This window comes from Streptomyces sp. NPDC002896 (genome assembly GCF_040295225.1).
In the GTDB taxonomy this organism is placed as follows: domain Bacteria; phylum Actinomycetota; class Actinomycetes; order Streptomycetales; family Streptomycetaceae; genus Streptomyces.
On the sequence record NZ_JBEOVA010000027.1, the window covers coordinates 61525 to 86427 of the forward strand.

The 24903-nt window shown below is 70.2% G+C and carries 23 protein-coding genes and 1 pseudogene; 5 read left to right on the forward strand and 19 right to left on the reverse strand.

Going from position 1 to position 24903, the window contains the following annotated elements; all coding sequences use genetic code 11:
* Positions 1–217: 217 nt before the first annotated feature.
* The 3 genes from ABT009_RS35655 to ABT009_RS35665 all read right to left on the reverse strand — a co-directional run bounded on the left by ABT009_RS35655 (position 218) and on the right by ABT009_RS35665 (position 2873).
* Positions 218–1171 (reverse strand): hypothetical protein, encoded by a 954-nt coding sequence (locus ABT009_RS35655; protein WP_351304732.1) that lies wholly within the window; start codon positions 1169–1171, stop codon positions 218–220.
* Positions 1168–1941: a hypothetical protein gene (locus ABT009_RS35660; RefSeq protein WP_351304734.1), complete on the reverse strand. Its 774-nt coding sequence runs from the start codon at positions 1939–1941 to the stop codon at positions 1168–1170. The genes ABT009_RS35655 and ABT009_RS35660 overlap by 4 nt, the downstream gene beginning before the upstream one ends.
* A 164-nt stretch (positions 1942–2105) precedes the next feature.
* Positions 2106–2873 carry a hypothetical protein gene (locus ABT009_RS35665; protein ID WP_351304737.1) on the reverse strand — a complete coding sequence of 256 codons (768 nt, stop codon included), beginning with the start codon at positions 2871–2873 and terminating at the stop codon, positions 2106–2108.
* Between the two features lie 101 nt (positions 2874–2974).
* Here ABT009_RS35665 and ABT009_RS35670 point away from each other — a divergent pair, with 101 nt between their 5' ends.
* Positions 2975–3337: a DsrE family protein gene (locus ABT009_RS35670; RefSeq protein WP_351304740.1), complete on the forward strand. Its 363-nt coding sequence runs from the start codon at positions 2975–2977 to the stop codon at positions 3335–3337.
* A 79-nt stretch (positions 3338–3416) separates the two neighbouring features.
* Here the strand turns inward: ABT009_RS35670 and ABT009_RS35675 are convergent, their stop codons facing one another.
* The 9 genes from ABT009_RS35675 to ABT009_RS35715 all read right to left on the reverse strand — a co-directional run bounded on the left by ABT009_RS35675 (position 3417) and on the right by ABT009_RS35715 (position 11138).
* Positions 3417–3677 (reverse strand): DUF3099 domain-containing protein, encoded by a 261-nt coding sequence (locus ABT009_RS35675; protein WP_351304743.1) that lies wholly within the window; start codon positions 3675–3677, stop codon positions 3417–3419.
* Between the two features lie 194 nt (positions 3678–3871).
* A complete protein-coding gene (locus ABT009_RS35680) occupies positions 3872–4159 on the reverse strand; it encodes a DUF1416 domain-containing protein (protein ID WP_351304746.1) in 288 nt (95 codons plus the stop codon).
* A 54-nt stretch (positions 4160–4213) separates the two neighbouring features.
* Positions 4214–5053, reverse strand: coding sequence for a sulfurtransferase (locus tag ABT009_RS35685; RefSeq protein WP_351304749.1), 840 nt, complete (start codon positions 5051–5053; stop codon positions 4214–4216).
* 150 nt (positions 5054–5203) lie between these two features.
* The gene (locus tag ABT009_RS35690) at positions 5204–5284 is read right to left on the reverse strand and encodes an Ms5788A family Cys-rich leader peptide (protein ID WP_351304903.1); all 81 of its coding nucleotides are present in this window, start codon (positions 5282–5284) and stop codon (positions 5204–5206) included.
* A gap of 235 nt (positions 5285–5519) precedes the next feature.
* Complete coding sequence (locus ABT009_RS35695; RefSeq protein ID WP_351304752.1) at positions 5520–6287, reverse strand: LmeA family phospholipid-binding protein; 768 nt, start codon at positions 6285–6287, stop codon at positions 5520–5522.
* 195 nt (positions 6288–6482) lie between these two features.
* Positions 6483–7547, reverse strand: coding sequence for a hypothetical protein (locus tag ABT009_RS35700; protein ID WP_351304755.1), 1065 nt, complete (start codon positions 7545–7547; stop codon positions 6483–6485).
* Positions 7483–7737: a MoaD/ThiS family protein gene (locus tag ABT009_RS35705; RefSeq protein ID WP_351304758.1), complete on the reverse strand. Its 255-nt coding sequence runs from the start codon at positions 7735–7737 to the stop codon at positions 7483–7485. Before ABT009_RS35705 ends, ABT009_RS35700 begins: the two co-directional genes overlap by 65 nt.
* A 132-nt stretch (positions 7738–7869) precedes the next feature.
* Positions 7870–10098, reverse strand: a complete 2229-nt coding sequence (locus ABT009_RS35710; protein WP_351304761.1) for a mannosyltransferase YkcB-related protein — start codon at positions 10096–10098, stop codon at positions 7870–7872.
* Between the two features lie 131 nt (positions 10099–10229).
* Positions 10230–11138 carry an alpha/beta hydrolase gene (locus ABT009_RS35715; RefSeq protein WP_351304764.1) on the reverse strand — a complete coding sequence of 303 codons (909 nt, stop codon included), beginning with the start codon at positions 11136–11138 and terminating at the stop codon, positions 10230–10232.
* 269 nt (positions 11139–11407) lie between these two features.
* On the opposite strand from ABT009_RS35715, the gene ABT009_RS35720 reads away from it, so the two are divergent.
* Both ABT009_RS35720 and ABT009_RS35725 read left to right on the forward strand, forming a co-directional pair.
* On the forward strand, positions 11408–12208 hold the full coding sequence (locus ABT009_RS35720) for a winged helix-turn-helix transcriptional regulator (protein WP_351304767.1): 801 nt from the start codon (positions 11408–11410) through the stop codon (positions 12206–12208).
* Between the two features lie 23 nt (positions 12209–12231).
* Positions 12232–13254: a LacI family DNA-binding transcriptional regulator gene (locus tag ABT009_RS35725; protein WP_351304770.1), complete on the forward strand. Its 1023-nt coding sequence runs from the start codon at positions 12232–12234 to the stop codon at positions 13252–13254.
* Between the two features lie 115 nt (positions 13255–13369).
* Here ABT009_RS35725 and ABT009_RS35730 read toward each other — a convergent pair whose 3' ends face one another.
* From ABT009_RS35730 to ABT009_RS35745, 4 genes are all read right to left on the reverse strand, one after another.
* On the reverse strand, positions 13370–14836 hold the full coding sequence (locus ABT009_RS35730) for a sensor histidine kinase (RefSeq protein ID WP_351304772.1): 1467 nt from the start codon (positions 14834–14836) through the stop codon (positions 13370–13372).
* Positions 14833–15558 carry a response regulator transcription factor gene (locus ABT009_RS35735; protein ID WP_351304775.1) on the reverse strand — a complete coding sequence of 242 codons (726 nt, stop codon included), beginning with the start codon at positions 15556–15558 and terminating at the stop codon, positions 14833–14835. The genes ABT009_RS35730 and ABT009_RS35735 overlap by 4 nt, the downstream gene beginning before the upstream one ends.
* Positions 15559–15751: 193 nt before the next feature.
* Positions 15752–15988 (reverse strand): hypothetical protein, encoded by a 237-nt coding sequence (locus ABT009_RS35740; protein ID WP_351304777.1) that lies wholly within the window; start codon positions 15986–15988, stop codon positions 15752–15754.
* A gap of 30 nt (positions 15989–16018) precedes the next feature.
* Positions 16019–17266, reverse strand: a complete 1248-nt coding sequence (locus ABT009_RS35745) for a S1C family serine protease (protein ID WP_351304780.1) — start codon at positions 17264–17266, stop codon at positions 16019–16021.
* 315 nt (positions 17267–17581) lie between these two features.
* On the opposite strand from ABT009_RS35745, the gene ABT009_RS35750 reads away from it, so the two are divergent.
* On the forward strand, positions 17582–19375 hold the full coding sequence (locus ABT009_RS35750) for a trypsin-like serine protease (protein ID WP_351304783.1): 1794 nt from the start codon (positions 17582–17584) through the stop codon (positions 19373–19375).
* 83 nt (positions 19376–19458) lie between these two features.
* On the opposite strand, the pseudogene ABT009_RS35755 reads toward ABT009_RS35750, so the two are convergent.
* The 3 genes and pseudogenes from ABT009_RS35755 to ABT009_RS35765 form a co-directional block, all read right to left on the reverse strand.
* Positions 19459–21215: pseudogene (locus ABT009_RS35755) on the reverse strand (ABC transporter ATP-binding protein).
* A 98-nt stretch (positions 21216–21313) separates the two neighbouring features.
* Positions 21314–21448, reverse strand: coding sequence for a hypothetical protein (locus ABT009_RS35760; protein ID WP_351304786.1), 135 nt, complete (start codon positions 21446–21448; stop codon positions 21314–21316).
* A 322-nt stretch (positions 21449–21770) separates the two neighbouring features.
* Positions 21771–23564 (reverse strand): bifunctional metallophosphatase/5'-nucleotidase, encoded by a 1794-nt coding sequence (locus ABT009_RS35765; protein ID WP_351304789.1) that lies wholly within the window; start codon positions 23562–23564, stop codon positions 21771–21773.
* Between the two features lie 298 nt (positions 23565–23862).
* On the opposite strand from ABT009_RS35765, the gene mshD reads away from it, so the two are divergent.
* Positions 23863–24792 carry a mycothiol synthase gene (gene mshD, locus ABT009_RS35770; protein WP_351304792.1) on the forward strand — a complete coding sequence of 310 codons (930 nt, stop codon included), beginning with the start codon at positions 23863–23865 and terminating at the stop codon, positions 24790–24792.
* Positions 24793–24903 lie beyond the last annotated feature (111 nt).

Here is a 24903-nt window from a genome sequence, read left to right on the forward strand (position 1 = left end):
AGCCCGGCGAACGCGAGAACGCCGACGCAGACCAGAACCAGCAGGGCTTCGAAGAAAACCTCAAGCACGGGGTGCTCCTCGGGTGAGCGGTGGATGCGGTCCCCCACTCGGCTAGGCCGAGTACGGGGTAAGGACAGGGGCCCGGCCCCACTCTAGTCGGGTGGGGCACTGGCCTCACGGCGAGGTCCCTGCGGACCCGGTTCAGCCGAGGAGTTTCTCAGCCGAGGAGCTGGCTCTGCAGGACGACCGTCTGCTGGAAGGGGACGGCCGCGGCCTTGCCCTTCCGCGACTGCACGACGAGCCCCAGGACGTCCCCGGCGGTGATGTACGCCTGCCTTGTCTGCTCGGCGCCGTACGGCTTGGCCTCGTCGTAGGGGTAGCGCCCCACGTCGCTCTGGGTGCCCGCCTGCGGGAACTTCTCGTCGTGCTGGACCTCCGTGGCGCCGCGCAGCTCGTACGTCGGCGAGTCGTAGCCGAAGAAGTCCTCCCGGATCGTGTCCACCACGGCGGCGGTGTTGAACTGCAGCAGATAGATCCGCGTGTGCGTGCCGTCCGGGGTGGTCCAGCCGCGGGCCGCGATGTGCCGCAGGCCGTGGTCGGTGAACAGCTGCCCGACCGTCTTCCGGTCCTCCTTGTCGTCGTACTCGGCCAGGAGGGTCTTGGTGGCCAGCCAGCCGTCCTCGCCGCGCAGCGCCGCATCCGCCTTGGCGCCCTTGGGCGCGGGCAGGACAAGGGCCCTGAGGTCCGCGTAGTGGGCACCGGCCGTGTTGGCGTCGTCGAAGGGGCCCGGGCTGCCGTCGGGCAGCGGCGGCCGCACGATCTCGGGGTACTCCCAGCGCCCGTCGGACTCCGTCGCCAGACCCGGCACGTCCGTGCGCTTCATCTGCGTGATGCCGTACGCGGCGGACGTGCCCACCGCCGCGAAGACCACGGCGGCGGCGGTCCAGCGGAGGACGGTGCGCAGGACGCGGCGGTCCTTCTTGGGGCGGGCGGCCGGGTCCTCGGGGTAGCCGGCGGTCGGGGGCAGCGGGGGTATGGGAGGCGCGGGTGCGGGCGCCTGCGCAGGCCACTGGGCGTGGGGCTGCGGCTGCGGCTGCGGCTGTGGCTGTGCCTGCGCAGGCCACTGAGCCTGCGGCTGCGCTTGGCCCTGGGTCTGGAACTGCTCGCTCATACCGCCTCCCCCGGCTCGCTGATGCGGTCGAGCTGCTCGGCCAGCATCTTCGCCACACTGCCCTTGTCCAGCGGCTTGACGCCGTACGCGGTGGCGGTGACCTGTATGTCGCCCACGTATGCGGAGCAGAGCATCATGTCGAGCTTCTCGTCCTTGTCCGTGGGCGGCAGGAAGCACTCCGCGTTCTTGTGGCCCTTGATCTCCGGCCCCTTGCGGAAGATCTTCAGGGCGTTGAAGAACTCGTTCTGGAAGGTGACGATCTCGCGGACGGCCTGCTTGTTCTCCATCTGGGACAGCACGACGCTGACGGTGAAGGCGCTGTCGGCGTAGGCGGTGGAGTTGTACGCGGCGTCGGTGCTGAGGTAGCTGCGCATCGCCATGCCCTGGATGCGCTGCTTGTCTATCTCCTTCTCCAGCTGTCGCCGCTGGGTCCGGGGGAGGTCGCGTATGGACTCCTTGTGCAGGGCGGTGGCCTTACGCCCGTTGAGCTCCGCGTCCGCGCCGAACTCGTCGATGTCGGGCCCGCGCGTGTAGCCGTCGGTGCCGTAGGGCAGCAGCATGTCGCCGAGTTTCGACGAGGACCCGGCCTTGTCGTCGCCCTTCTTGCCGGCAGCCTTCCCGTCGCCGCTCTTCTCCTTCGGGAAACGCCAGACGGGCGCCCCTGCATCGCGGTCGGCGGCGTTGACGGTCACGGCCGTGTACCCGATACCGCCGACGACCGCGGCGAGCGCCACGACGGAAGCGGTCACCACCAGCAGGCGTCGACGCAAAGCCGGCTTCTCCGGCCTCTCCTGCGACTCCGGCCCCTGCGGCTGCGGTGGCTGCGGTGGCTGCGGCCATCCCAGCGGCGCCTGGCCTGCCGCCCATACGGGCTCCGCCGGCCGCTGCGGCTCGACCGGCGGCCCGGGCAGGGGCTCTGAGCCCCGGAACTCGCTCACAACCGCCCCATCTGCCGCTTGGCCAGGTCCATGATCTTCTCCTTGGGGATCGGCTTGGTGTCGTAGACCCAGATCTGCATGGCGATGTCACCGCGCCAGGCGATCGCCTCGGCCTCGTACACCGGGAGGTAGCCGGGCTTCTGGTCGGGCTTGTCGTGGGCGTACACCATTCCGTCGCCCGTGCCGGGAAGGGCCTCGCTGCTGCCGCCCTCCTTCTCCGCCCAGTACATCTGTCCCTCGGCGGCGTCCGCGGCGGCGGAGCCGTTCTCCTCACCCCGGTACTGCACGAGCCGGATCTCGACGGTGTACGTACTGCCGACCCGCCAGCTGGTGACGGCCGCGCGCCGGAACTCGTCGGCGACGAGGTCGCTGAAGGCCTGGTCCGGCTTGGTGTACGAGTCCGCGTCCTCGATCAGCGACAGCCAGCCGTCGTGGCCCGACGGGTAGACGGCGTCCCGCGCCCCGCTGGGCCTCATGAGCAGCAGCTTGCGCAGATCGCCGTCGGTCTTCACCTTGCGGTCCTGAGCGGCGGACAGCGGCTCGGGCGCCTTGCCCTTGGACTGCTCGACCACCGGTTGCGAGAGCGGCGGGAGCGGGGTCGGCTTCCGGTCGGCCTGGACGAGGTATCCGGTGCAGATGCCGGCGACGGCTCCCAGAGCCGCGGCTGTCGCGATCAGCAGCGTCGTACGCCCACGCCGGCGAGCGGGTCGTACGCGCTCAGGCCCAGGTTCTTGAGGCGTTTCCTGTGCTTCCTGGACTTCCAAGACATGTCCTCACAGAAGTGAATCGCAGCTTCCGTAACTGCGCGCACAGGAGACCCACAGGCAACAGCCTTGGTTGTGCGGATCTTGATTACGATTCGAACATGGCGAAGAAGCTCGTGATCAAGGTGACCGCCGGGGCCGATGCCCCAGAGCGGTGCTCGCAGGCCTTCACGGTGGCGGCGGTGGCCGTCGCCAGCGGAGTGGAGGTCTCGCTGTGGCTGACCGGTGAGTCGGCGTGGTTCGCGCTGCCGGGGCGGGCCGCGGAGTTCGAGCTGCCGCACGCCGCGCCGCTGCCCGATCTGCTCGACTCGGTGCTGGCCGCCGGCCAAGTCACGCTCTGCACCCAGTGCGCGGCCCGTCGCGACATCACGGAGAAGGACGTGATCGAGGGCGTACGGATCGCGGGCGCGCAGGTCTTCGTGGGCGAGGCGATGGCGGACGACGCCCAGGCGCTCGTCTACTGACCAGGAAGCCGATGGCCAGGAGGCCGACGGCAGGTACCAGGAGGCCGACGGCAGGTGCCGGGAGGCCTGCCCAGGCCGGCTAGCGGTGCCGCTTCTTGCCGTCGAGTTCGTCCCACCACTCGTCCGACGTGGGGTCCCCGGACGGATCGTCCCACCAGCGGTCGTCCGGGCCGCGCCGGTTGGCGATCATCGCGGCGACCGGCGGGATCACCATCGCCACGACGCACATCCCCACCGCCACGGGAATCGACCAGAGGCGCACGACTCCCCAGGCCAGGACGAACAGGGCCAGACACGTGCCCATCATGGCGAAGTAGATATGGCGCCTTCGGGCGTACATAAGTCCAGCGTAGTGCGGGTCCGGCCGCCTCGACCCCGCCCGGCGCGGCCGCATGGAGCTCCGCGCCGCTGACATGCCGACCGCGGACAAGCCGAAGGACCGCACCCCGTCCAGTGGTGGCGTCCAACCCCCTGGGGTGCGGCCCTTCAGCCGTTCAGCGACCTACTCGTGCGCCGAGTGGCACGTCGAGTGGCTCAGACGGCGATCGCGACCTCGGCGAGGCCACCCGTCTGGGCGACGACCGTGCGGTCCGCGGTCGCACCCGGCACCAGGGCGCGCACGGTCCACGTGCCCTCGGCCGCGTAGAACCGGAACTGGCCGGTTGCCGAGGTCGGGACCTCGGCGGTGAACTCGCCGGTCGAGTCCAGCAGGCGCACGTAACCGGTGACGGGCTCGCCGTTACGGGTCACCTGGCCCTGGATGGTGGTCTCACCGGGCTTGATCGTCGAGGCGTCGGGGCCGCCGACCTGCGCTCCACACATGCGTTCTCCTATGTAAGTGAAAGTAGGCCGGGCGGCCGGGATTGAGGTTGCTGGTTACTTGTTGGCGCCGAGCTCGATCGGCACGCCGACGAGGGAGCCGTACTCGGTCCAGGAGCCGTCGTAGTTCTTGACGTTCTCCACGCCGAGCAGCTCGTGCAGCACGAACCAGGTCAGCGCGGAGCGCTCACCGATGCGGCAGTAGGCGATGGTGTCCTTGGCCAGGTCGACGTTCTCCTCGGCGTAGAGCTCCTTGAGCTCGCCGTCCGACTTGAAGGTGCCGTCGTCGTTGGCGTTCTTGGACCACGGGATGTTGCGGGCGGACGGGATGTGGCCCGGACGCTGCGACTGCTCCTGCGGCAGGTGCGCCGGGGCGAGCAGCTTGCCGCTGAACTCGTCGGGCGAACGCACGTCGACCAGGTTCTGGTTGCCGATCGCGGCGACGGCGTCGTCACGGAAGGCGCGGATGGAGGTGTCCTGGGCCTTGGCCTTGTACTCGGTGGCCGGGCGGGTCGGGACATCGGCGACCAGGTCGCGGGAGTCGAGCTCCCACTTCTTGCGGCCGCCGTCGAGGAGCTTGACGCTCTCGTGGCCGTACAGCTTGAAGTACCAGTAGGCGTAGGACGCGAACCAGTTGTTGTTGCCGCCGTAGAGGATCACGGTGTCGTCGTTGGCGATACCGCGCTCGGAGAGCAGCTTCTCGAAGCCGGCCTGGTCGACGAAGTCACGGCGGACCGGGTCCTGCAGGTCCTTCTTCCAGTCGATCCGGATGGCGTTCTTGATGTGGTTCTTCTCGTACGCGGACGTGTCCTCGTCGACCTCGACGATGACAACCTTCGGGTCGTCCAGGTGCTCCTGGACCCAGTCGGCGTCGACCAGGACGTCGCTGCGGCTCATGCTTCTTCTCCTCCGGGGCAGTTGCGGCGGGATGTTCGTCGGGTGGGCGTAAAGCGCGACCGGCGGGCCCGATGGCGGGCAGCGCTGGATGGCGGCGCGGATACGCGAAGGCTTCGAAGGGGCCTCGGGATACGGGAGTCGTGCTCCCGCTCAGAAGCTGCGACAGAGCATGGCGGCGACGCGGCACAGGTCTACTGCCCGCCGCTTCGTAAGATCCGCCTGGTGCTTCATGCGTCCGATCGTAGGGAGGTACGGGCGGACATGTCACCGGCGTGTCGGATAGTGAGACGCGATCGTCCGCATCGTGGATACACGAGTCGGTGAGAGGCGCTCGGCGCAGCCGGGGCGCCGGAGCGGGGAGCGTCGCATCTGCTGTACGGACGGCCTCGTCTCGCTCTTCGGACACCGGACACGCACGAGACGCACACGGGACACCACCCGTACGGAACGACGTCCGGTTTTCTCGCTACCCGGCGAGCTTCACATCCGAACCCGTCACGGAGATCTCGACGCCGTCCCCGGCCGCCTGCACCTTGTCCAGCTTGATGCCGCCGGGCAGCCCGTCGATCTTCTGCTCGAAGTCGGTGATCTCGCGGACGCGATCCTCGGCGACGGAGAAGGGCAGATTGGGCAGCGTGGTGGCGTCCACCTTCACGCTGTCGCCGTCGACCTTGACCGAGCTGAGCACCGACACCGACTCGGTGACCTTCTTGCCGAGCAGACTGCCTGTGAGCTCGATGCCGACCTTGATCCTGCCGTTGCCACCGTCGGACAGGCGGGTCACCTTGGCGGTGAGGCCCGGCATCACCTGGACGGGCTCGACCTGCGCGGCCTTGAGCAGCTCGTCGTAGGAGATGAGGGCGGTTCCGGAGGCCGTGTCGGCGGTCGCGGAACTGTAGTCGCCGGAGAAGGTGACACCGCGCATATGGGCGGACAGCTTGGCGATACGGATGGTGTCCGCGCCGCTGTCGTTGCCGTTCCCGTTGCCGCTGCCCGTGGTGGAGGCCTCGAAGTTCTTGATCCCGATCTCCACGTCGTCGAGCTTGCCGCTCGCGAGCTGGGTGAGGAACGGGAAGCCGTTGATCGACACGTCGGGGGTGCTGTCCAGGCCCTCGCTCGCGCGCAGCCGGTCCGCGGCCTCGTTCTCCGCGAAGGCGACAGCGACCCGGTCGGCGAGGACGAACAGGCCGCCGAGGATGACGGCGATGATGACGAGTACTCGGAGTGCGCGCATGGCTCGGTCTGTTCCCCCTGCCTCGGCGACAGCGGACCACGGCCCGGTCGCTGGCCGTGTCCCACTACCGGGAGCCCCGGTTCCGCCGAGCCTAACGCGGGCGGGCCCCCGGTCCGGGGGCCCGCAGAGGACTTGTCGATCAGCTGTGACGATGGGCGCGAGGCCCGGGCGATGGGCCGGAACCCGCAGCAGGGATCAGCCGAGCCCCCGCCCCAGCAGGTACACGGCAGGTGCGGCCGCCGCCAGCGGAAGGGCGACCCCGGCGGTCATGTGCACGAACCGCGACGGATAGTCGTAACTGGCCACCCGGTGCCCGATCAGCGCACACACCCCGGCGCCGAGCCCCAGCAACGCGACCTGCGTCCCGTCGGCACCGCCGGACAGCGACGCGATACGGCCCACGGCGACTCCGGCCCCGGCTGCGGCCGCCGACGCCAGTACGACGGAGATCACGGTAGGCACCGAAAAGGCCCGCAGGAGCGCTCTCACAAGCACGGCGGCGGCCACCGCGATCCCGCCCACCGTGACGGCGTCCGGCGCGGCCGCCAGATGTCCGGCCGCGACGATCGCGAGCGCCGCCGATGCGACGGTCGCCATCAGCCCGTGCATCCGCTCGTCCGGCGCGGCATGGCTGCGCAGCTGCAGGACGAGGGCGAGCAGCACCCACACGCCGAGCGTGCCGAGGATCGCGGCCGGTCCGTTCCCGCGCCCGGCGACCAGCAGGGCCGCGTCGGCGGCGAGGGCGCCCGCGAAGGCGAGCGCGATGCCCTGCCGGGCCGGCCACATCCCGTTCAGCCGGAACCACCCGGCAGCGGTCACGGCCTGCAGCACGACAAGCGGTACGAGCAGCGCGTACTGTCCGACGGCCGCCGCCCCGGAGAGCAGCAGCCCGAGCACGGCGGTGAGCGCGGCGGGCTGCAGCCCGGGCTCGATGATGGGCGAGCGCCCTTCGGCCCGCGCCCGCTGAGCGGCGGTGAGACTCGTCGTGGGCAGGCGTTCCGCTGGGCGGAACGGGTGGGCACGACCCACGTCGCCGGGCACCTCGGCGTGAGAGGGAACCCCCGACGAGGGGGCGCCATACGGTGCCGCAGAGGTCGGCACCTCCGGCGGCAACGGCTGCGAAGCCGCCCCGTACGCCTGCGGCGGCAGATACGGCTCGTACGTCTCGTACGGCTGATTGCTCATACTGCGGGTGTCACCCTCCTGCGAACGGTGGGAGCACCTCAACCGTGCCGCCCTCGGCCAGCCGTACCGTCTCATGCCCGCGGGTGCCCACGGGGTCCCCGTCGACGAGGAACGAGCACCGCTGAAGGACACGGACGAGCTCGCCGGGGTGGCGCAGACGTGCGGCGTCCAGCGCCTCGGCGAGCGTCTCCGCCTCGTACGGCTCCTCGGCGGTACCGGCAGCGGCCTTGGCGGCGGCCCAGTAACGGATGGTCCCCGCTGCCATGTGCGGCTCCTCTCAGCGGTCCCGGCGATCGTCTGCGTCCATGATGGCGCGTCCCGGAACGGCATCGTACGCAAGGGCGGGCCGCCGGGAAGGGGAGCAACCCGGCGGCCCGCCTGTCAGGGGGTGGTGGCGTCAGCTGACGTCGTCGGCGTCCAGGCGGTAGAGACCGCTGCTGGTGGACGTGGCGTTGGACGAGGAGCCGGCGGAGCTGGAGGAGCTCGAGGAACCGGAGCTCGACGAGCCGCCGTACTCCGAGGCCGAGACCGCCGTGCCGTGCTTCTGGACCCACTTGGAGATCTCCGAGCTGGTACCGCGGCCGCCCTCGCTGCTGATCATGATGTAGTGCAGCTTGCCCTCCTTGACCAGCTGCTTCAGCTTGGCCAGCGTCATGGCGTTGTCGCTGCCGCTCCAGCCGCCCATGGAGATCACGGGTTCACCGGACTCCAGGATGATCGAGGCCGCGGTCTGGTCGGTGGCGACGGCCACCAGCCACTGGGCACCGTCCTGGTTCTTCTTCAGGTACGTGATCATCTCGGAGCTGACGCTGCCGCCGCCCATGCCGCCGCCCCCGCCGGGAGTACCGCTCTGCGTCTCTCCGGACGCCGAACCGGACTGGCCGTCGGTCGCCGAACCGGACGTCGAACCGGAAGCCGAACCCGACTCGCTGCCGGACTGCGACCCGCCCGGAGCGGCCGGCGGCTGCCCCATCTGCCCGCCGTCGGACGACGAGGACGAAGACGAGCTGGACGAGGAGGAAGAGGAGGACGTGCCCGGCCCGCCACTCGGCCGCTGGCCGCCCATACCGCCACCGCCACCCCCAGGACCGCCCATCCCCGAAGCCGAGGCCCCGGCCGTCGGGTTCGTGCCGTTCGTGGACGAGGCGGCCGCCTCGACGCTGTACGCGGCCGGTCCGGCCAGCAGCGCGACGACCGCGGCGAGCGAGGCGAGCCCGATCAGGCGATGCCGCTTGCCGATCCGCCCGGCGACGAGCCCGAGCACGGAGACCGCGGCGAGGACACCGATGCCGGCCTCCAGCCACCCGTATCCGCCGTCCCGCTCGAGCAGGACGATCGCCCACACCGCGCTGACCGCGATGGCGGCGGGCAGCACCCATCCCCACTTCACGGCGGGGCGCTCACGGAAGGCCTGGTACAGGGCCACGCCGCCCGCGCCGCACAGCGCCGCGATGCCGGGGGCCATGGCGGTCACGTAGTACGGGTGGAAGGTGCCCTCGGCGAGCGAGAAGGTCAGATAGTGGATGACGAACCAGCCGCCCCACAGCATCAGCGAGGCGCGCTGCAGGTCCGTACGAGGAGCGCGGCCGCGCAGGATCAGCCCGCCGACGAGGGCGACGATCGCGAAGGGGATCAGCCAGGAGATCTGGCCGCCCATGATCTCGTTGAACATCCGGGCGATGCCGGAGGTGCCGCCGAAGCTGCCGCCCTGGCCGCCGCCGTTCCCGGAGCTCGAGCCGAGGATCCGGCCGAAGCCGTTGTAGCCGATGACGAGGTCCCAGACCGTGTTGTCGGTCGAGCCGCCGATGTACGGGCGGGAGTCGGATGGCCACAGGTCGACGACGAACATCCACCAGCCGCCGGAGACGACCAGGGCGCCCAGCGCCACCGCCAGATTGCGGATCTTCCTGCCCCAGCCTGCCTTCGCCGCGAAGACGTAGACGAGGAAGAACGCGGGCAGGACGATCAGGCCCTGCATCATCTTGGTGTTGAACGCGAAGCCGATCGCGACGGCCGACCAGACCAGCGGCATCAGCTTGCCGGTCCGCACCGCCTTGAGCAGCGCGGCCGCGCCGAGCAGCATGAGCAGGACCAGGATCGGGTCCGGGTTGTTGTCACGGGTGATCGCGACCGTGATGGGCGTGAGCGCCAGCACCAGGGCCGCGATCGTCGCGGCGACGTGCCCGAAGGAGCGGCGCACCATGCGGTACAGCAGCGCCACGGACGCCACGCCCGCGGCCGCCATCGGCAGCATCATCTGCCAGGTGCCATAACCGAAGATCCGGCAGGACAGGCCCATCACCCACAGGGCGAACGGCGGCTTGTCCACCGTGATGAAGCTCCCGGCGTCCAGCGCGCCGAAGAAGAAGGCCTTCCAGCTCTGCGTACCGCTGTAGACGGCGGCCGTGTAGAAGGTGTTGGCCTGGCCGATCAGCGAGAAGTTGACGAGATAGAGCGCGGCCGCGAGGGCGAGGACCGCCCACAGGGCCGGGCGCGCCCAGCGCGGGTCCTCGGGGCGTCCCAGGAAGACCCGCTGGACGCGGGAGGAGGAGTCCGGTGCGCCGGACCTGGCGTGGCGGCGAGTGGTCTCCCGCGCCGACGGCGGCGGGGCGAATTGGGTCGTCATGGGCACGACTGTGACGGCCCTGATTGGGTGACCACTGGGTCCGCCATGTGGGTTGCCTGTGAATTAGCGGATGCACAGGCACGTCACAGGAACGGAGGCGTCACGCCTCGGTAGTCACACAGCCGGAGGCGTCACGCCTCGGCAGTCGCGGGAACGGAGGCGTCACCCTGTACGGGCCGCAGCGCGGCCGTCGCCCACTCCCCGATCCGCGCCAGCAGCGCGTCGTCCGATGCGTGCTCCGCATGGCCCATGCCGGGTTCCAGCCACAGCTCGGCCGCATCGCCGGCCGCCTCCGCGAGGGAGCGCGGATGATCCAGCGGGAAGTACCCGTCGCGGTCGCCGTGGACGATCAGCAGCGGCGCGGGAGCGATCAGCGGGACCGCCTCGACCGGTGAGAGCGGGACCGGATCCCAGTCCCGGTGGTGAATCCGCGTACGCAGGCCGAACCGGCCGACGGCACGCCCCATCGGCCGGGTGACCAGCCAGTGCAGCCGCCGCATGGGGGCGGTTCCCCGGTAGTACCAGCGGGCCGGAGCGCTTACGGCGACCACGGCGTCCGTACGAGCGTCAGCATCCATACGAGAGTCACCCCCTGCACCGGAACCCGCGCTCGCACCCGCCCCGTCGCCGTACAGCGCCGCATGCCGCAGCACCACCGAGCCGCCCATGGAGAAGCCCACCGTCGCGATGCGCGTATGCCCCAGCTCGCGGGCCCACTGCACGGCGGCCGCCAGGTCGAGCACCTCCCGGTCGCCGACGGTGGAGCGTCCGCCGGACGCCCCGTGGCCGCGGAAGGAGAAGGTGATGACGGGCGCGTGCCGGCCGAGGACACCGGCGACCCGGCGTACATGGGGTCGCTCCAGATCACCGGTGAAACCGTGCGCGATCACAATCGCGGGCTCCTGGAACGCGCCCGACCCCGGCTCGTAAAGCGCGTCGATGACCACCCCGTCATCCGTATGGAGGAGTCCGCGCTGCGTCCCTCCCGTGACCCGGTGCACAGAAGATCGCGTGACTTGACCTGCCGGAACGGAACGCATGTGGGCTATTCTGCTGGACAGAGGATCCGGGCAGCGACGCCCCCGGGTCCTTTTGCGCTTTCAGACGTGTCGTATACGAAGCCGTATACGACCTGGCCACGGACCCCGTGGCGGCATGGAGGCGCAGCGGTTTCCCAGGGACGCGGGGACCCGCACAGTACGAAGCAGTGCCGCGCGTAATACGTCCTCGCAGGGACCGAGGAGGGAACCGACGTAATGGGCGAGCTGACCGTGCACGACGTAACGACGACCCAGGCAGGTGGGGCGCGATGAGTTCTCTGCTGCTCCTGACGAACGCCCTCCAGCCGTCGACGGAGGTGCTCCCCGCCCTCGGCCTGCTCCTGCACAACGTGCGAGTGGCCCCGGCGGAAGGACCCGCTCTCGTCGACACCCCGGGTGCCGACGTGATTCTTATCGACGGCCGACGCGACCTGCCACAGGTGCGGAGCCTGTGCCAGCTGCTGCGGTCCACCGGGCCCGGCTGTCCGCTGATCCTCGTCGTGACGGAGGGCGGTCTCGCGGCCGTCACCGCCGACTGGGGCATCGACGACGTACTGCTCGACACCGCGGGTCCGGCCGAGGTCGAGGCGCGGCTGCGGCTCGCCATGGGCCGCCAGCAGATCACCGCGGACGACAGTCCGATGGAGATCCGCAACGGCGACCTGTCGGTGGACGAGGCGACGTACAGCGCGAAGCTGAAGGGCCGGGTCCTGGACCTGACCTTCAAGGAGTTCGAGCTGCTGAAGTACCTGGCCCAGCACCCGGGCCGCGTCTTCACGCGCGCCCAGCTCCTGCAGGAGGTCTGGGGCTACGACTACTTCGGCGGTACGCGCACGGTCGACGTGCACGTGCGGCGACTGCGGGCCAAGCTCGGCCCGGAGCACGAGTCGCTGATCGGAACCGTCCGGAATGTCGGTTATCGGTTCGTCACTCCGGAGAAGGCCGAGCGCGGCGCCGACGGTGCCGTTGCCAAGGCTCCGACGCCTCCTGTGGAGGACGAGGCGGCCGAGGCGCCGCCCGTTCTGGAGGCCGAACCGGAAGAAGCAGCAGTACGCCCTGCCCAGAGGTAGGTCCATCCGCGTAGACTCCGCGCGTGGCCAAGGTAACCAGGGATGACGTGGCACGGCTGGCGGGTACGTCCACAGCCGTCGTGAGCTATGTCATCAACAACGGACCCCGGCCGGTTGCCCCGGCCACGCGCGAGCGCGTTCTCGCCGCGATCAAGGAGCTGGGCTACCGGCCCGACCGGGTGGCGCAGGCGATGGCCTCGCGCCGCACGGACCTCATAGGCATGATCGTGCCGGACGCGCGCCAGCCGTTCTTCGGGGAGATGGCGCACGCGGTCGAGCAGGCCGCCGCCGAGCGCGGAAAGATGGTGCTCGTCGGCAACTCCGACTATCTGGACGAGCGCGAGGTCCACTACCTGCGTGCCTTCCTCGGCATGCGGGTCTCCGGGCTGATCCTCGTCAGCCAGGGCCCCAGTGAGACGGCCGCCGCCGAGATCGACGCCTGGGACGCGCGCGTGGTGCTGCTGCACCGGCGGCCCGAGGCCATAGAGGACGTCGCCGTCGTCACGGACGACATCGGTGGCGCGCAGCTCGCGACCCGCCATCTGCTGGAGCACGGCCACGAGTACGTCGCCTGCCTCGGTATCACCGAGGCGACCCCGGTCGTCGGCGACCCGGTCGCCGACCACGTCGAGGGCTGGCGCCGCGCGATGCGGGAGGCCGGCCGGCCGACCGAGGGCCGCCTCTTCCAGGCCCCCTACAACCGCTACGACTCGTACAAGGTCGCGCTGCGCCTGCTGGCCGGGCCCGACCGGCCTCCGGCCATCGTGTGCGCCACGGACGACCAGGCGATCGGCGTGCTGCGGGCCGCCCGCGAGCTGCGTATCGACGTGCCCGGCGAGCTGGCCGTGGCCGGCTTCGACGACGTCAAGGAAGCGGCGCTGACGGATCCGCCGCTCACCACGGTCGCATCGGACCGCCCGGCGATGGCCCGCGCCGCAGTCGACCTCGTGCTGGACGACAGCCTCCGCGTCGCCGGCTCCCGCCGCGAGCGGCTGAAGCTGTTCCCGTCGCGGCTGGTGGTACGGCGCTCCTGCGGGTGCGCCTGATCGGTTGACGGCTCGCCACCGGTTCTGTGGGCAGGCGTTCCGCAAGGCGATGGGGGTACCTCCCATGCCCACGGCGGTGCGCCCGGATCCGCCCGGGCGACACCAGGTGGCCGGACTAGTAGCCGGTCGGCAGCGCCTCGGCGGTAGCCGGAGGCGCGGTCGCCGCGCCCGGTAGCCGCATCGTCGCCACCGTTCCGCCGCCCTCGGCGGGGCTGAGCGTCACCTCGCCGCCGGACTGCTGCACCGTGCGAGCCACGATCGACAGGCCGAGGCCGGAGCCGGGGAGTGCGCGGGCCGACGGGGAGCGCCAGAAGCGGTCGAAGACGTGCGGCAGCTCGTCGGCGGGGATGCCGGGCCCGCGGTCGCGCACCGTCAGTTCGCCCCCGTCGAGCACGACGTCGATGGTGGCGCCCTCCGGGCTGAACTTCACCGCATTGTCCAGGATGTTCACGATCGCCCGCTCCAGGGCCGCCGGCTCGGAGCGCACGTACCACGGCTTGAGGTCGGCGGTGATCGTCAGCTCCGGGCCGCGCAGACGGGCGCGGCGCAGGGCCTCATCGGCGATGTCGTGCAACGCGACGACCTCGGCCTTGTCCCCCTGCTGACCCGAGTCGGAACGGGACAGCTCCTGCAGGTCGCCGATCAGCGCGGCCAGCTCCGACATCTGCGCCGTCACGGACGCGAGCAGCGCCTTGCGGTGCTCCGGCGGGATGGCCCGTCCGGTCTCCTCGCTGCGGACGAGCAGCTCGATGTTGGTGCGGAGGGAGGTCAGCGGGGTACGGAGTTCGTGGCCCGCGTCCGCGATCAGCTGCTGCTGCAGATCCCGTGAGGACGCCAGCGCGGACGTCATCGAGTTGAAGGAGCGCGAGAGGCGAGCGATCTCGTCGTCGCCCTCGGCCGGGATACGGACGGTGAGGTCCTCGGTACGGGCCACGTGTTCGACGGCTTCGGTGAGGGTGTCGACCGGGCGCAGGCCGGCCCGCGCCACCGCCAGTCCCGCTGCGCCGGCGCCGACGACACCGATACCCGAGACCAGGAGGAGGACGAGGGCGAGGTCGTTGAGGGTCTTCTCGGTGTCCTGCAGGGGCAGGGCGACCAGAAGAGCATGGTTGTCGACCAGTGACTGCCCGCCGGGGCCGTTGTCGGCGATCAGGGGCAGGATCAGCACCCGCACGTCGTTGCCGTCGCTGTCGGTGCCGTTGCGGAACATCCCCATGCCGCGGGTCGTGCCCTTCGCCACTTCCTTGTCGGCGCCGACGACGTTCACCTTGCCCGCGGAGTACGGGAAGACGCACGGGGTGCCGTCGGACTTGATCACCTGCATGTAATAGGTGGACGGCTGGGGACCGAAATCGCCCTGCTCGGGCGTGGACTGACTGCAGTCGCCCAGGACCTCGCCGAGGAGGGAGGCCCGAACCGGGGAGTTCGCCGCCCGCAGGTCGTCCTCGACCGCGTCGTACAGCTTGCCGCGCACGATGAACCAGCAGGTCATCGACACGGCCGCCACCGCGAACGCCACCGCGGCGGCGACCAGCAGCGCCAGCCGCGAGCGAAGTGGCAGGGATCGGTATCGCTTGATCACTCGGCGCCACCCGACCTCAGGACGTACCCCACACCGCGCACCGTGTGCACGAGGCGCGGCTCGCCGCCCGACTCGGTCTTGCGGCGCAGGTACATGACGTACACGTCGAGAGAGTTCGAGGAGGGCTCGAAGTCGAAGCCCCAGACCGCCTTGAGGATCTGCTCACGCGTGAGGACCTGGCGCGGGTGCGCGAGGAACATCTCGAGGAGCGTGAACTCGGTGCGGGTCAGCTCGACGGGCCGCCCGCCGCGGGTGACCTCGCGCGTGGCGAGGTCCATCCGCAGGTCGGCGAAGGTGAGCGCGTCGTCCTCCTGCGCGCCGACCGCCGTGGCGGCGTACGTGCTGCGGCGCAGCAGGGCCCGGATACGGGCGAACAGCTCGTCCAGTTCGAACGGCTTGACCAGGTAGTCGTCGGCGCCCGCGTCAAGGCCGGTGACGCGGTCGCCGACCGTGTCGCGGGCTGTCAGCATCAGGATGGGCGTCGTCGTGCCCGCGCCGCGCATCCGGCGGGCCGCGGTGAGGCCGTCCATGCGGGGCATCTGGATGTCGAGGACGACGAGGTCGGGCTGGTACGCGGTGGCCTTCTCCAGGGCGTCCGCGCCGTCGACGGCGACCTCGGTGTCGTATCCCTCGAAGACGAGGCTCCGCTGGAGAGCCTCCCGCACGGCGGGCTCGTCGTCGACGATCAGAATGCGCTGCGGTTCGCCTTCGGCGGGGCTCATGCGGGTTTCTTCCTCGGGGTCCGGTTCGTCTTGGGGACAGGTAACAGCGTCGCATGGCGTGCGGGGCGTGTACGCACATGCCGGGGCGTGGGCCGCCCTCTTGGGGCTGCACCCACGCCGTACGACGCCCTAAGCCATGTTCACGCGCACCCGCCGTGGTGGGTTGTGCCCGCGGCAGTCGCTGGCCTGCGGTTCAGCACATTGCCAGGGTGAGCCGCTTCAGCGGGACCTTGCGGCGGTGGGGGCGGGCGGAGCTGGTGCGGAGGCCCATCAGCTGGGGCTGCGGGATCGCCACCTCCGGCGCCCGCACCGTCGACTGCGTCTGCGTCTCCGTCTGCGGAGCGTGGAGTTCGTACGCCACGGCCAGGGCCAGGGTGACCCCGGCGGGGACGACGGGGCCGGTCACCTCGTGCACAACCTGCTTGATCATGTCGTACTCCTTACCGGTGGTGGTGCAAGCTCAGCTCTGGGAGCCGGAGCGCAGTTTGTCCAGGTCGGACTTGACGGTGTTGATCGGGATCGCGAAGCCCAGGCCCACGCTGCCCGCGCTGGACGAGCTGCTCGACGAGGTCGGCGAGTACATGGCGGAGTTGATGCCGATGATGTTGCCGTTCATGTCGATCAGCGCGCCGCCGGAGTTGCCCGGGTTGAGCGAGGCGTCGGTCTGCAGGGCCTTGTAGGTGGTCGTGGACGAGCCGGTGTCGCCGTTGAACTGCTGGCCGCCGAACTCGAAGGGCCAGCCGCCGTCGCCGCTGCCTGGCTGCTGCTGCTGCCCCTGGCTCTCGTCCGTGGAGACGGTCACGTCCCGGTCGAGCGCGGAGATGATGCCGCTGGTCACGGTGCCGGTCAGGCCCTCGGGGGAGCCGATCGCGACGACCTCGTCGCCGACCTTGACGTTGTCGGAGTTGCCGAGCGAGGCGGTCGTCAGACCGGAGGCGTTCTCCAGCTTGATCAGCGCGAGGTCCTTCTTGCTGTCGGTCCCGACGACGTTCGCGGTGTACGTCTTGCCGTTGCTCGTCGTGACCTTGATAGACGAGGCACCGGAGATGACGTGGTTGTTGGTGATGATCTCGCCGCCGCTGGTGACGATCACGCCGGAGCCGGTGGACTCCCCGGCGTTCGAGGTGGCGCTGATCTCGACGATGCTCGGGCTGACCGCCTCCGCGACACCGGCGACGGTGCCCTTCTTGCTGGCGGCCACCACGCTCGTAGTGGAGCTGGTCGTCGTGGTGTCGTTGCCGGTCAGCCTCTGAAAGGCGTACGCGGTGCCGCCGCCCACGGCCGCGGCCGCTATCGCGACGGCGGCGAGCAGGGCCAGCGGGCCCTTCGCGCGGCGCCGGGGCGCGGGAGCAGGCTCGGCGGCGGCGGCGAAGGCGTGACCGTCGCCGATGCCGTTGCCGTCATGACCGCCGGTACCGCCCTGACCGGAGCCCGGCCACACCGTGGTGCCCGGCGCGACGGCGACCGGCTGCGCGGGCTCGTACGCCGGCGGAGGCGGCCACTCGGCCCCCGCCGGAGCGGCCTGGTACGGGGCCTGCTGCCCGGCGTCCGGCCCGTACTGGTACCCGGCACCCGGCGCGGGCTGGTGCGCCGCCTGCGCGAACCGCTGCGTGGCGGCCTCGTCGGAAGAGTGCTGCTGCTCGGGGTACGCGGACTGCCGGCTGTCGCCCTGGGGGTACTCGCCGTCGCGGCGGATGCTCTCGGTCATGTATCAGAGTGTTTCCGCGCCGCATGAGAGCTCCCTGAGTGCTCCCTGAGAAGCCCGACAGAAGTGCGTATGCCCGATATAAGGGCGGGCTGCCCCCAGAAACAGGGGGTTGCGGGGCGGTGATGTACGGGAAGCGGCGGAAGAACACTTGGCTACCCGCTGTGAAGGCAGTGTGCAGAGAGGTTTCCGAGACCTACGATCTCCGGGCCGGAGGGGGGCTCCGCGATTCCGCCTGTGAGTGTCTGCCAGGGGGTGTCTGCGTCGTATGCCCTGCTCGGGCCCACGATCACAGCACACCACCCCCAGGAGAACTGAGTGATACGTGCCCTGCGCGGCCGCAGTGGACGCCCCGTAAAGGCGGCGTCCGCGGCCGTTCTCGCACTGGCGCTGAGCTGCGCCGGTGCCGTCGCGGCACTGCCCGCGGCAGCGGCTGACCAGCCGCACCTGCCGAAGGCGGAGGCCCTGTCCCAGGCCGCTACTCCCAAGCCGACCGCCTCCGCCAAGCAGCTCCGCAGCCGGATCGTCAAGGCCGCCAAGAAGGTGGCGGCGGCCGACGACCAGACCCCGGCCGCAGAGCAGACCCCGACCGAGGAGTCCGCCAGGACTCAGACGCCGTTCATCATCGGCGGCACCGAGACCACCATCTCCAGCGCCCCGTGGATGGTCCAGCTCGGTTACTACGACGACACGACCGGCGAGGGCTACTTCTGCGGCGGCACCCTCGTCGCCCCGAACAAGGTCCTCACGGCCGCCCACTGCGTGGCGGGCCTCGACTGGAAGACGAACGGCGCCGTCCTCGCGGGCACCGCCGACCTCGACGACAGCACCACCGGCACCGTCGCGGGCGTGTGGAGCCAGTGGAGCCACCCGCGCTACAACGCGTCGACCGTGCAGAACGACATCGCGGTCCTCACCCTCGACCGCCCGCTCGAGCAGGCCTGGCTGCGCCTGGCCGCCTCGAACGACAGCGCGCTGTACACCCCGGGCACCACCGGGACCGTCTACGGCTGGGGCGTGACCTCCGGCGCGGACGGCGCCGAGCTGTCGTCGAAGCTTCGCAAGGTCAGCCTGCCGCTGGTCGCCGACTCGACGTGCAACAGCGCGATGCAGTCGGTCCTGGGCAGCGACGCGTTCGTCGAGGGCTCGATGGTCTGCGCGGGCACCCCGGCGACCGGCACCGACGAGGGCACCAAGAGCCCCTGCAACGGCGACTCCGGCGGCCCGCTCGTGGTCGGCGGCAAGATCGTGGGCGTGGTGTCCTGGGGCGTCGCGGGCTGCACCGCCGAGGGCGCGTACCCGGTGTTCACCAAGGTCAGCTCGTACACCTGGGCGGCCCAGCCGCGCATCGACGACGCCGACCAGTCGTACGACGGCCGGGCGGACCTGCTGGCCCGCACGCCCTCGGGCAACCTGTTCGAGCAGGACAGCAAGGGCACCTCGCTCGCCCAGCGGCAGTACCTCAGCAACGGCTGGGAGGGCATCAGCTGGGGCATCCAGGCCGACCTGGACCGCGACTGGTTCCAGGACCTGATCGTCCGGGACAAGGGCGACGGCAAGCTGTACCGGAGCTACCTGGACCACAGCAGCGGCGACTGGGCGTGGATGCAGATCAGCTCGGTCTGGGGCGGCTACAAGTCGTACGCGGTCCCCGGCGACATGACCGGTGACGCGCTGCCCGACATGGTCGCGGTGGACGCCGACGGCTCGACCTATCTGTACCCGGGCAAGGGCAACGGCCAGTTCGGCGCGCGGATCAAGGTCGTCAGCGGGGCCTGGAAGGGCTTCAAGGTCCTGGGCCGCGGCGACCTGTCCGGCGACGGCAAGCCCGACCTGCTGGTCCGCGACACGTCGAACACCCTGTGGCTGTACAAGGGCACGGGCAAGGCCTCGGCTCCCTGGTCGCCCCGCATCAAGGCGCGTACGGGCTGGAACTTCACCGCGCTCGTCTCGAACGGCGACATGACCGGTGACGGCATCTCCGACGTCCTGGCCAGGTCGTCGGACGGCACGCTGTGGCTCTACCCGGGCACGGACAAGGCCTCGACGGACCTGTTCGCGTCGCGCGTGAAGCTGGGCACCGGGTTCAACCAGTACAACCTGCTGTTCTGACACGGCCTGCTGTTCTGTTCTGACACTCACTGCGGCGTGGGGGTCTGACACCTTTCGCGAGGTGTCAGACCCCCACGCCCTTTCTATGCGCTGCGCAGCCGTGCGTACGCCCCGCCCCGCGCGAGCAGCTCCCCGTGCCGCTCTCCACGAGCCGGCCGCCGTCCACGACGAGGATGCGGTCCGCGTCCGGTGCCAGCGCCAGATCGTGCGTGATCATGATGGTCGTACGGCCCGCCATCAGCCGGCGCAGCGGCTGCACCACGCGCCGGGCGGCGAGCGCGTCGAGACCGGCCGTGGGCTCGTCGAGTACGAGGACGGGGGCGCCGCGCAGCATGGCGCGGGCGATCGCGATGCGCTGCAGCTGGCCGCCGGAGAGGGCGGTGGTGCCGGGCGCGATGCGGGTGTCGTAGCCGTCGGGCAGGGCGGTGATGAAGTCGTGGGCGGCCGCGTCCACGGCGGCCTGCAGGATCTCGTGCTCGCTCGCGCCGGGCCGGCCGCAGGCGATGTTCTCGCGGACGGTGCCGTGCAGGATCAGCGTCTCCTGCGGCAGCAGGGCGACGTTCTCGCGCAGGAACTCGAGCGGTATGTCGGTGAGCGGCACGCCGTCGAGGCGTACGGTGCCCGCCGAAGGGTCGTAGAAGCGGAGCAGCAGCTTGGAGAGCGTGGACTTGCCCGCTCCGCTGGGGCCCGTGACCACGACGAGTTCGCCGGGTTCGGCGGTCAGCGACACATCGGTCAGCGATTCCGCGGGGGCGTCCGGGTAGCGGAAGGAGACGCCGTCGAAGCTGATGCGGCCGTGCACGGGCCAGCTCGGCACGGGCGAGACGGGGTCGGTCACGGCGGGCTCGGCGTCCAGGATCTCCTGGATCCGTTCGGCCCCGGCCGTGGCGGCGGTGAGGGTGAGGCCGAGCTGGCCGAGGTTGCGGATCGGCGGGTAGAGGTAGCCGATGAAGGCCGCGAAGGCCAGCAGCTCGCCCAGCGTCATGCGGCCCGCTGAGATCTCCCAGGCGCCGAACCCGATGACGGCCAGCACGCACAGCGTCTCGATGACCTCGACGAACTGCTCGTACAGCTCGCTCGCACGGGCGCCCCGCACGGAGGCGCACATCCAGACGCGGGCCTCCCGGTCGAGCCGGCGTTCCTCGTCGCGGCGGCGGTTGTAGGCCTGGGTCAGGACGACGTTGCCGAGGGACTCCTCGACGACCGACGTGATCGCACCGTCGGCGGTGCGCTCGTCGCGGGCCGCCGACTTGATCCGCTCGGAGAAGCGGCGGGCGGCGACGAGGAAGAGGGGGGCGAGCAGGAAGGTGACGAGGGCGAGGTCCCAGCGCAGCCAGAGGGCCGCGGCCGCGTAGAAGACGGCGGAGAACAGCGCGGACACGGTGCCGACCACGCCGGAGACCACCATCTGCTCGATGGCCTCGACATCGCCCGTGAGCCGCTCGACGAGATCGCCCCGGCGGTGCTTCTGGAAGAAGTGCGGCGGCAGCCCCTGCACATGACGGAACACACCGGCCCGCAGCCGCATGACGAATCTCTCGGCGGTCCATACGGCGAGCGAATTTCCGGCATAACCGACGGCGGCACCGAGCACGGCGACACCGAGCCACTGCCCGGCGGGTCCCCAGAAGGCCGAGAGCGAACCGGCGTTCAGCGCATGGTCGGTAAGATCGGCGAATATCAGGATCGAGGCGGTCTCGGCGAGCGCCGCGACCACGACGAAGAAAACAATCAGGACCAGCCATCTGCGGTCCCCCCGCGTCAGCGGCCAGAAACGCCGGAACACCTGAAGAGCGTTCGTGCCGTCCTTACGCTCCCTCAACTCCCCAACTCCCTTCATCCCAGACCGTGACACGGCCTTCATCCGGACCGATGACACGGCCGAGGCGGGCCCCCGACATGCACCGGGAGCCCGCCTCGATGGCAGCGATCAGCTGATCAGCAGTCCTTGGCGGCCTTGTTGCCGACCGGACGGCGGCGGGGCTTCTGCTTCGGCTCGGCCTTGTGCGCGGCAGCCGGCTTCACGGCGGGCTTGCGGGTCTGCTTGACGGGGGCGATCTTGTGGAAGCTCATGGGGTTGTCCCTTTCTCCGTGATGCTTTTCCGTTTGCCGTAAGCCCTGTTCGGCTTCGACACGGAAAACATTACGCGAGCTCGGGGCCGGAAAAGACCAAATCCGATGAGACCTCCATTAGTTGCCACTGAGTCGGTTTCTCATCGATTTTCAGGAACTGGACGGGTACTCACACAGAATTTATCCGTGATTACGCGACCCGCGTTCTTTCGCTATTCACACAGAACTTACCTATATTCGGCGACGGAAAGAGAGAGGGGCGGTCGGCGAACCCTCGGGTCCCGCCGACCGCCCCTCAGCCGTCGTCAGTTCTTGCTTGTCCTTACTTGACGATCGTGATCCGGTTGGCGGCCGGCACCGGATACGGCGTCGCGGCCGAGGAGTTCGCCGTCAGATACGACTCGAACGCCGCCAGGTCGTCGCCGCCGACGAGTACGTTCGCGCCCTTGCCGAGCTCGGCGAAGCCGTCGCCGCCGCCCGCGAGGAAGGAGTTCATCGCGACGCGGTAGGTGGCGGCCGGGTCGATCGCCGCGCCGTTCAGCTTCACGGAGTCGGTCACGACCCGGGCGGCGCCCGCCTTGGTCAGATCGAGGGTGTAGGTGAGGCCCGCGGACACTTGGAGGATCTTCGGCGATGCCTCGTTGCTGCCGCTGACCTGCTGCTGAAGTGCGGTGATCACCTGGGCGCCGGTGAGGTCCACCAGATTGACGGTGTTGGAGAACGGCTGGACCGTGTACGCCTCGCCGTACGTCACCACGCCGTCGCCCTCGCTGCCGGTCGCCGCGTACGTGAGCGGGGCGCGGATGCCGCCGGGGTTCATCAGCGCCAAGTCGGCCTCGGGATCGAGGGACTTGGCGTAGGCGAGCTGGGCGTCGGCGATCATGTCGCCGAGCGGGGACTCGGTGCCGGTGTTGCCGATCTCGCCCGCGATGTAGCCGATGGGCTTGCTCGCGACGGGGGCGGCGAGCGCCTTCCAGCGGTTGATCAGCTCCGTCATGTCCGCGGCCTTGGCGACGTCACGGGTCACGACGTGGTTCGCGGACTTCACGGCCGTACGCGCGATGTCGCCGGTCCAGCGGTCGTACGTCAGCGTGGTGTCCGTGTACAGCCGGCCGAAGGAGGCGGCCGAGGTGACCGTCCGCGGGTTGCCCGCCGGGTCGTTGATCGTGCACGCGTACGCCTGGTGGGTGTGGCCGGTGACCAGCGCGTCCACCTGCGGCGTGACGTTCTTGGCGATGTCGACGATCGGGCCGGAGATGCCGTCGCCCGGCCCCGGGCTGTCGCAGTTGTAGTTGTACGCCCCCGAGGCGGGCGCGCCGCCCTCGTGGATCAGCGCGACGATCGACTTCACGCCCTGCTTCTGCAGCACCTTGGCGTACTTGTTGATCGTCTCGGTCTCGTCACCGAACTTCAGGCCCTTGACGCCCTCGGCGGAGACGATGTCCGGGGTACCCTCCAGGGTCACGCCGATGAAGCCGATCTTGACGCCGTTCTTCTTCCACACCCAGTAGGGCTTGAGGATCGGCTTACCGGTCTTCTCGTCCGTCACGTTCGCGGCGAGGTAGGGGAAGTTGGCGCCCTCGAACTCCTCGCTGTCGTTGTAGCAGCCGTCCTCCGGGTGGCAGCCGCCGTTCTGCAGGCGGGCCAGCTCCTTGGCGCCCTCGTCGAACTCGTGGTTGCCGACCGAGGTGACGTCGAGGTCGAGGCCGTTGAGCGCCTCGATGGTCGGCTCGTCGTGGAAGAGCCCGGAGATCAGCGGCGAGGCGCCGACCATGTCGCCGGCGGCGGCCGTGATCGAGTACGTGTTGCCCTTGCGGGCCTCGCGCAGATGGGTGGCGAGGTACTCGACGCCGCCCGCGTCGATGGTCTTGGTGGTGCCGTCCTCGTTGAGATGCGTGACCCGGCCCGAGGAGCCGGCCGGGGGCTCCAGGTTGCCGTGCAGGTCGTTGAAGGACAGCAGTTGCACGTCCTGGTAGCGGCCGGTCTTGGCGGCGCCGGTGTGGGTCTCTCCCGCGTTCGCGGGGATCGCGGCGATCAGTGCCCCGCTGGTCGAGAGCACCGCCGCGGCGACGAGTATCCGGCGGGCGGCCCTCTTCTTCTGGGGTCTAGCGGACATGTGTCCCCTTGTTGGCTCAGTTGGCTCAGCGTGAAGGGTCTGGCGAGTGTGAGCCGCAGCCTAGGGTCAACGCGCGTAGCACAACAGGGGGTTCGTGGTTACGGACTGGTTTCCGAACCGCGTGCCTGCACGGTTCACTGCATGCGTCACGAGCGGAACCTGCACCCCTCACAAGCGGAACCTGACCACGCACGAGCAGCACCGGCACCCCGCACGCGAAGCAGGACCGCCCCGACGAGACGGAACACCCTGCCGGGAACCGTTTGCCGCCCGTCAGGACCGCCGTACTCTCGTATCCATGACCAGCGACGACGCCCTTCCGCCCGCCTTCCTCCGCCGCATCGAGACGCACAGCGCGCTCACTCCCGACCAGGCAGAGGCCGTGCTCGAGCTGATTGCGGAGGCCGCCCGCGCCGACGGGCAGCAGGCGGTGTCCGAGCAGGGCCGGCTGCAGCTCCGCGGCGGCCCCCGCGAGGGCGTACGGCATCTTCTGCTGCTCCTCGAGGACGAGCTCGTCGGGTACGCGCAGCTCGAGGACACCGACCCCGTCGAGGCACCGGCCGCCGAGCTGGTGGTCCATCCGGCGCACCGCGGCCACGGGCACGGCCGCGCCCTCGGCACCGCACTGCTCGCCGAGTCCGGCAAGCGGCTGCGCATCTGGGCGCACGGCGGGCACTCCGCCGCCCGTCACCTCTCGCAGGTCCTCGGCCTCACCCTGTTCCGCGAACTGCGCCAGATGCGGCGGCCGTTGGCGGACCTCCGTCTTCCGGAGCCGGTTCTGCCGGAGGGCGTCCGGATGCGTACGTTCGTGCCTGGCGAGGACGACGCCGCCTGGCTCGCCGTGAACGCCGCCGCCTTCGCCCACCACCCCGAACAGGGCTCCCTCACCCAGCGCGACCTCGACGACCGCAAGGTCGAACCGTGGTTCGACCCCGAGGGCTTCTTCCTCGCGGAGCGCGAGGACGGCGAACTGGTCGGCTTCCACTGGACGAAGGTCCACGCGGAGGAGCAGCTGGGCGAGGTGTACGTACTCGGCGTCGCACCCGAAGCCCAGGGCACCGGTCTGGGCCGCGCCCTGACCACCATCGGGCTGAACCACCTCGCGGCCTCCGGGCTGCCGACCGCGATGCTGTACGTCGACGCGGACAACAAGGCGGCGCTGCGGGTGTACGAGCGGCTGGGGTTCGTCACGCACGAGGTGGATCTGATGTACCGCACGGAGCTGTAACGGGCGGGCAGCGGAGCGCCCCTGACGGGACATCACCCGCTGCCCCTCACGTCACACCCCTCCCTGAGGCCACACACCCGGATCTTGACGCCACGGCCTCCGTACGTCACC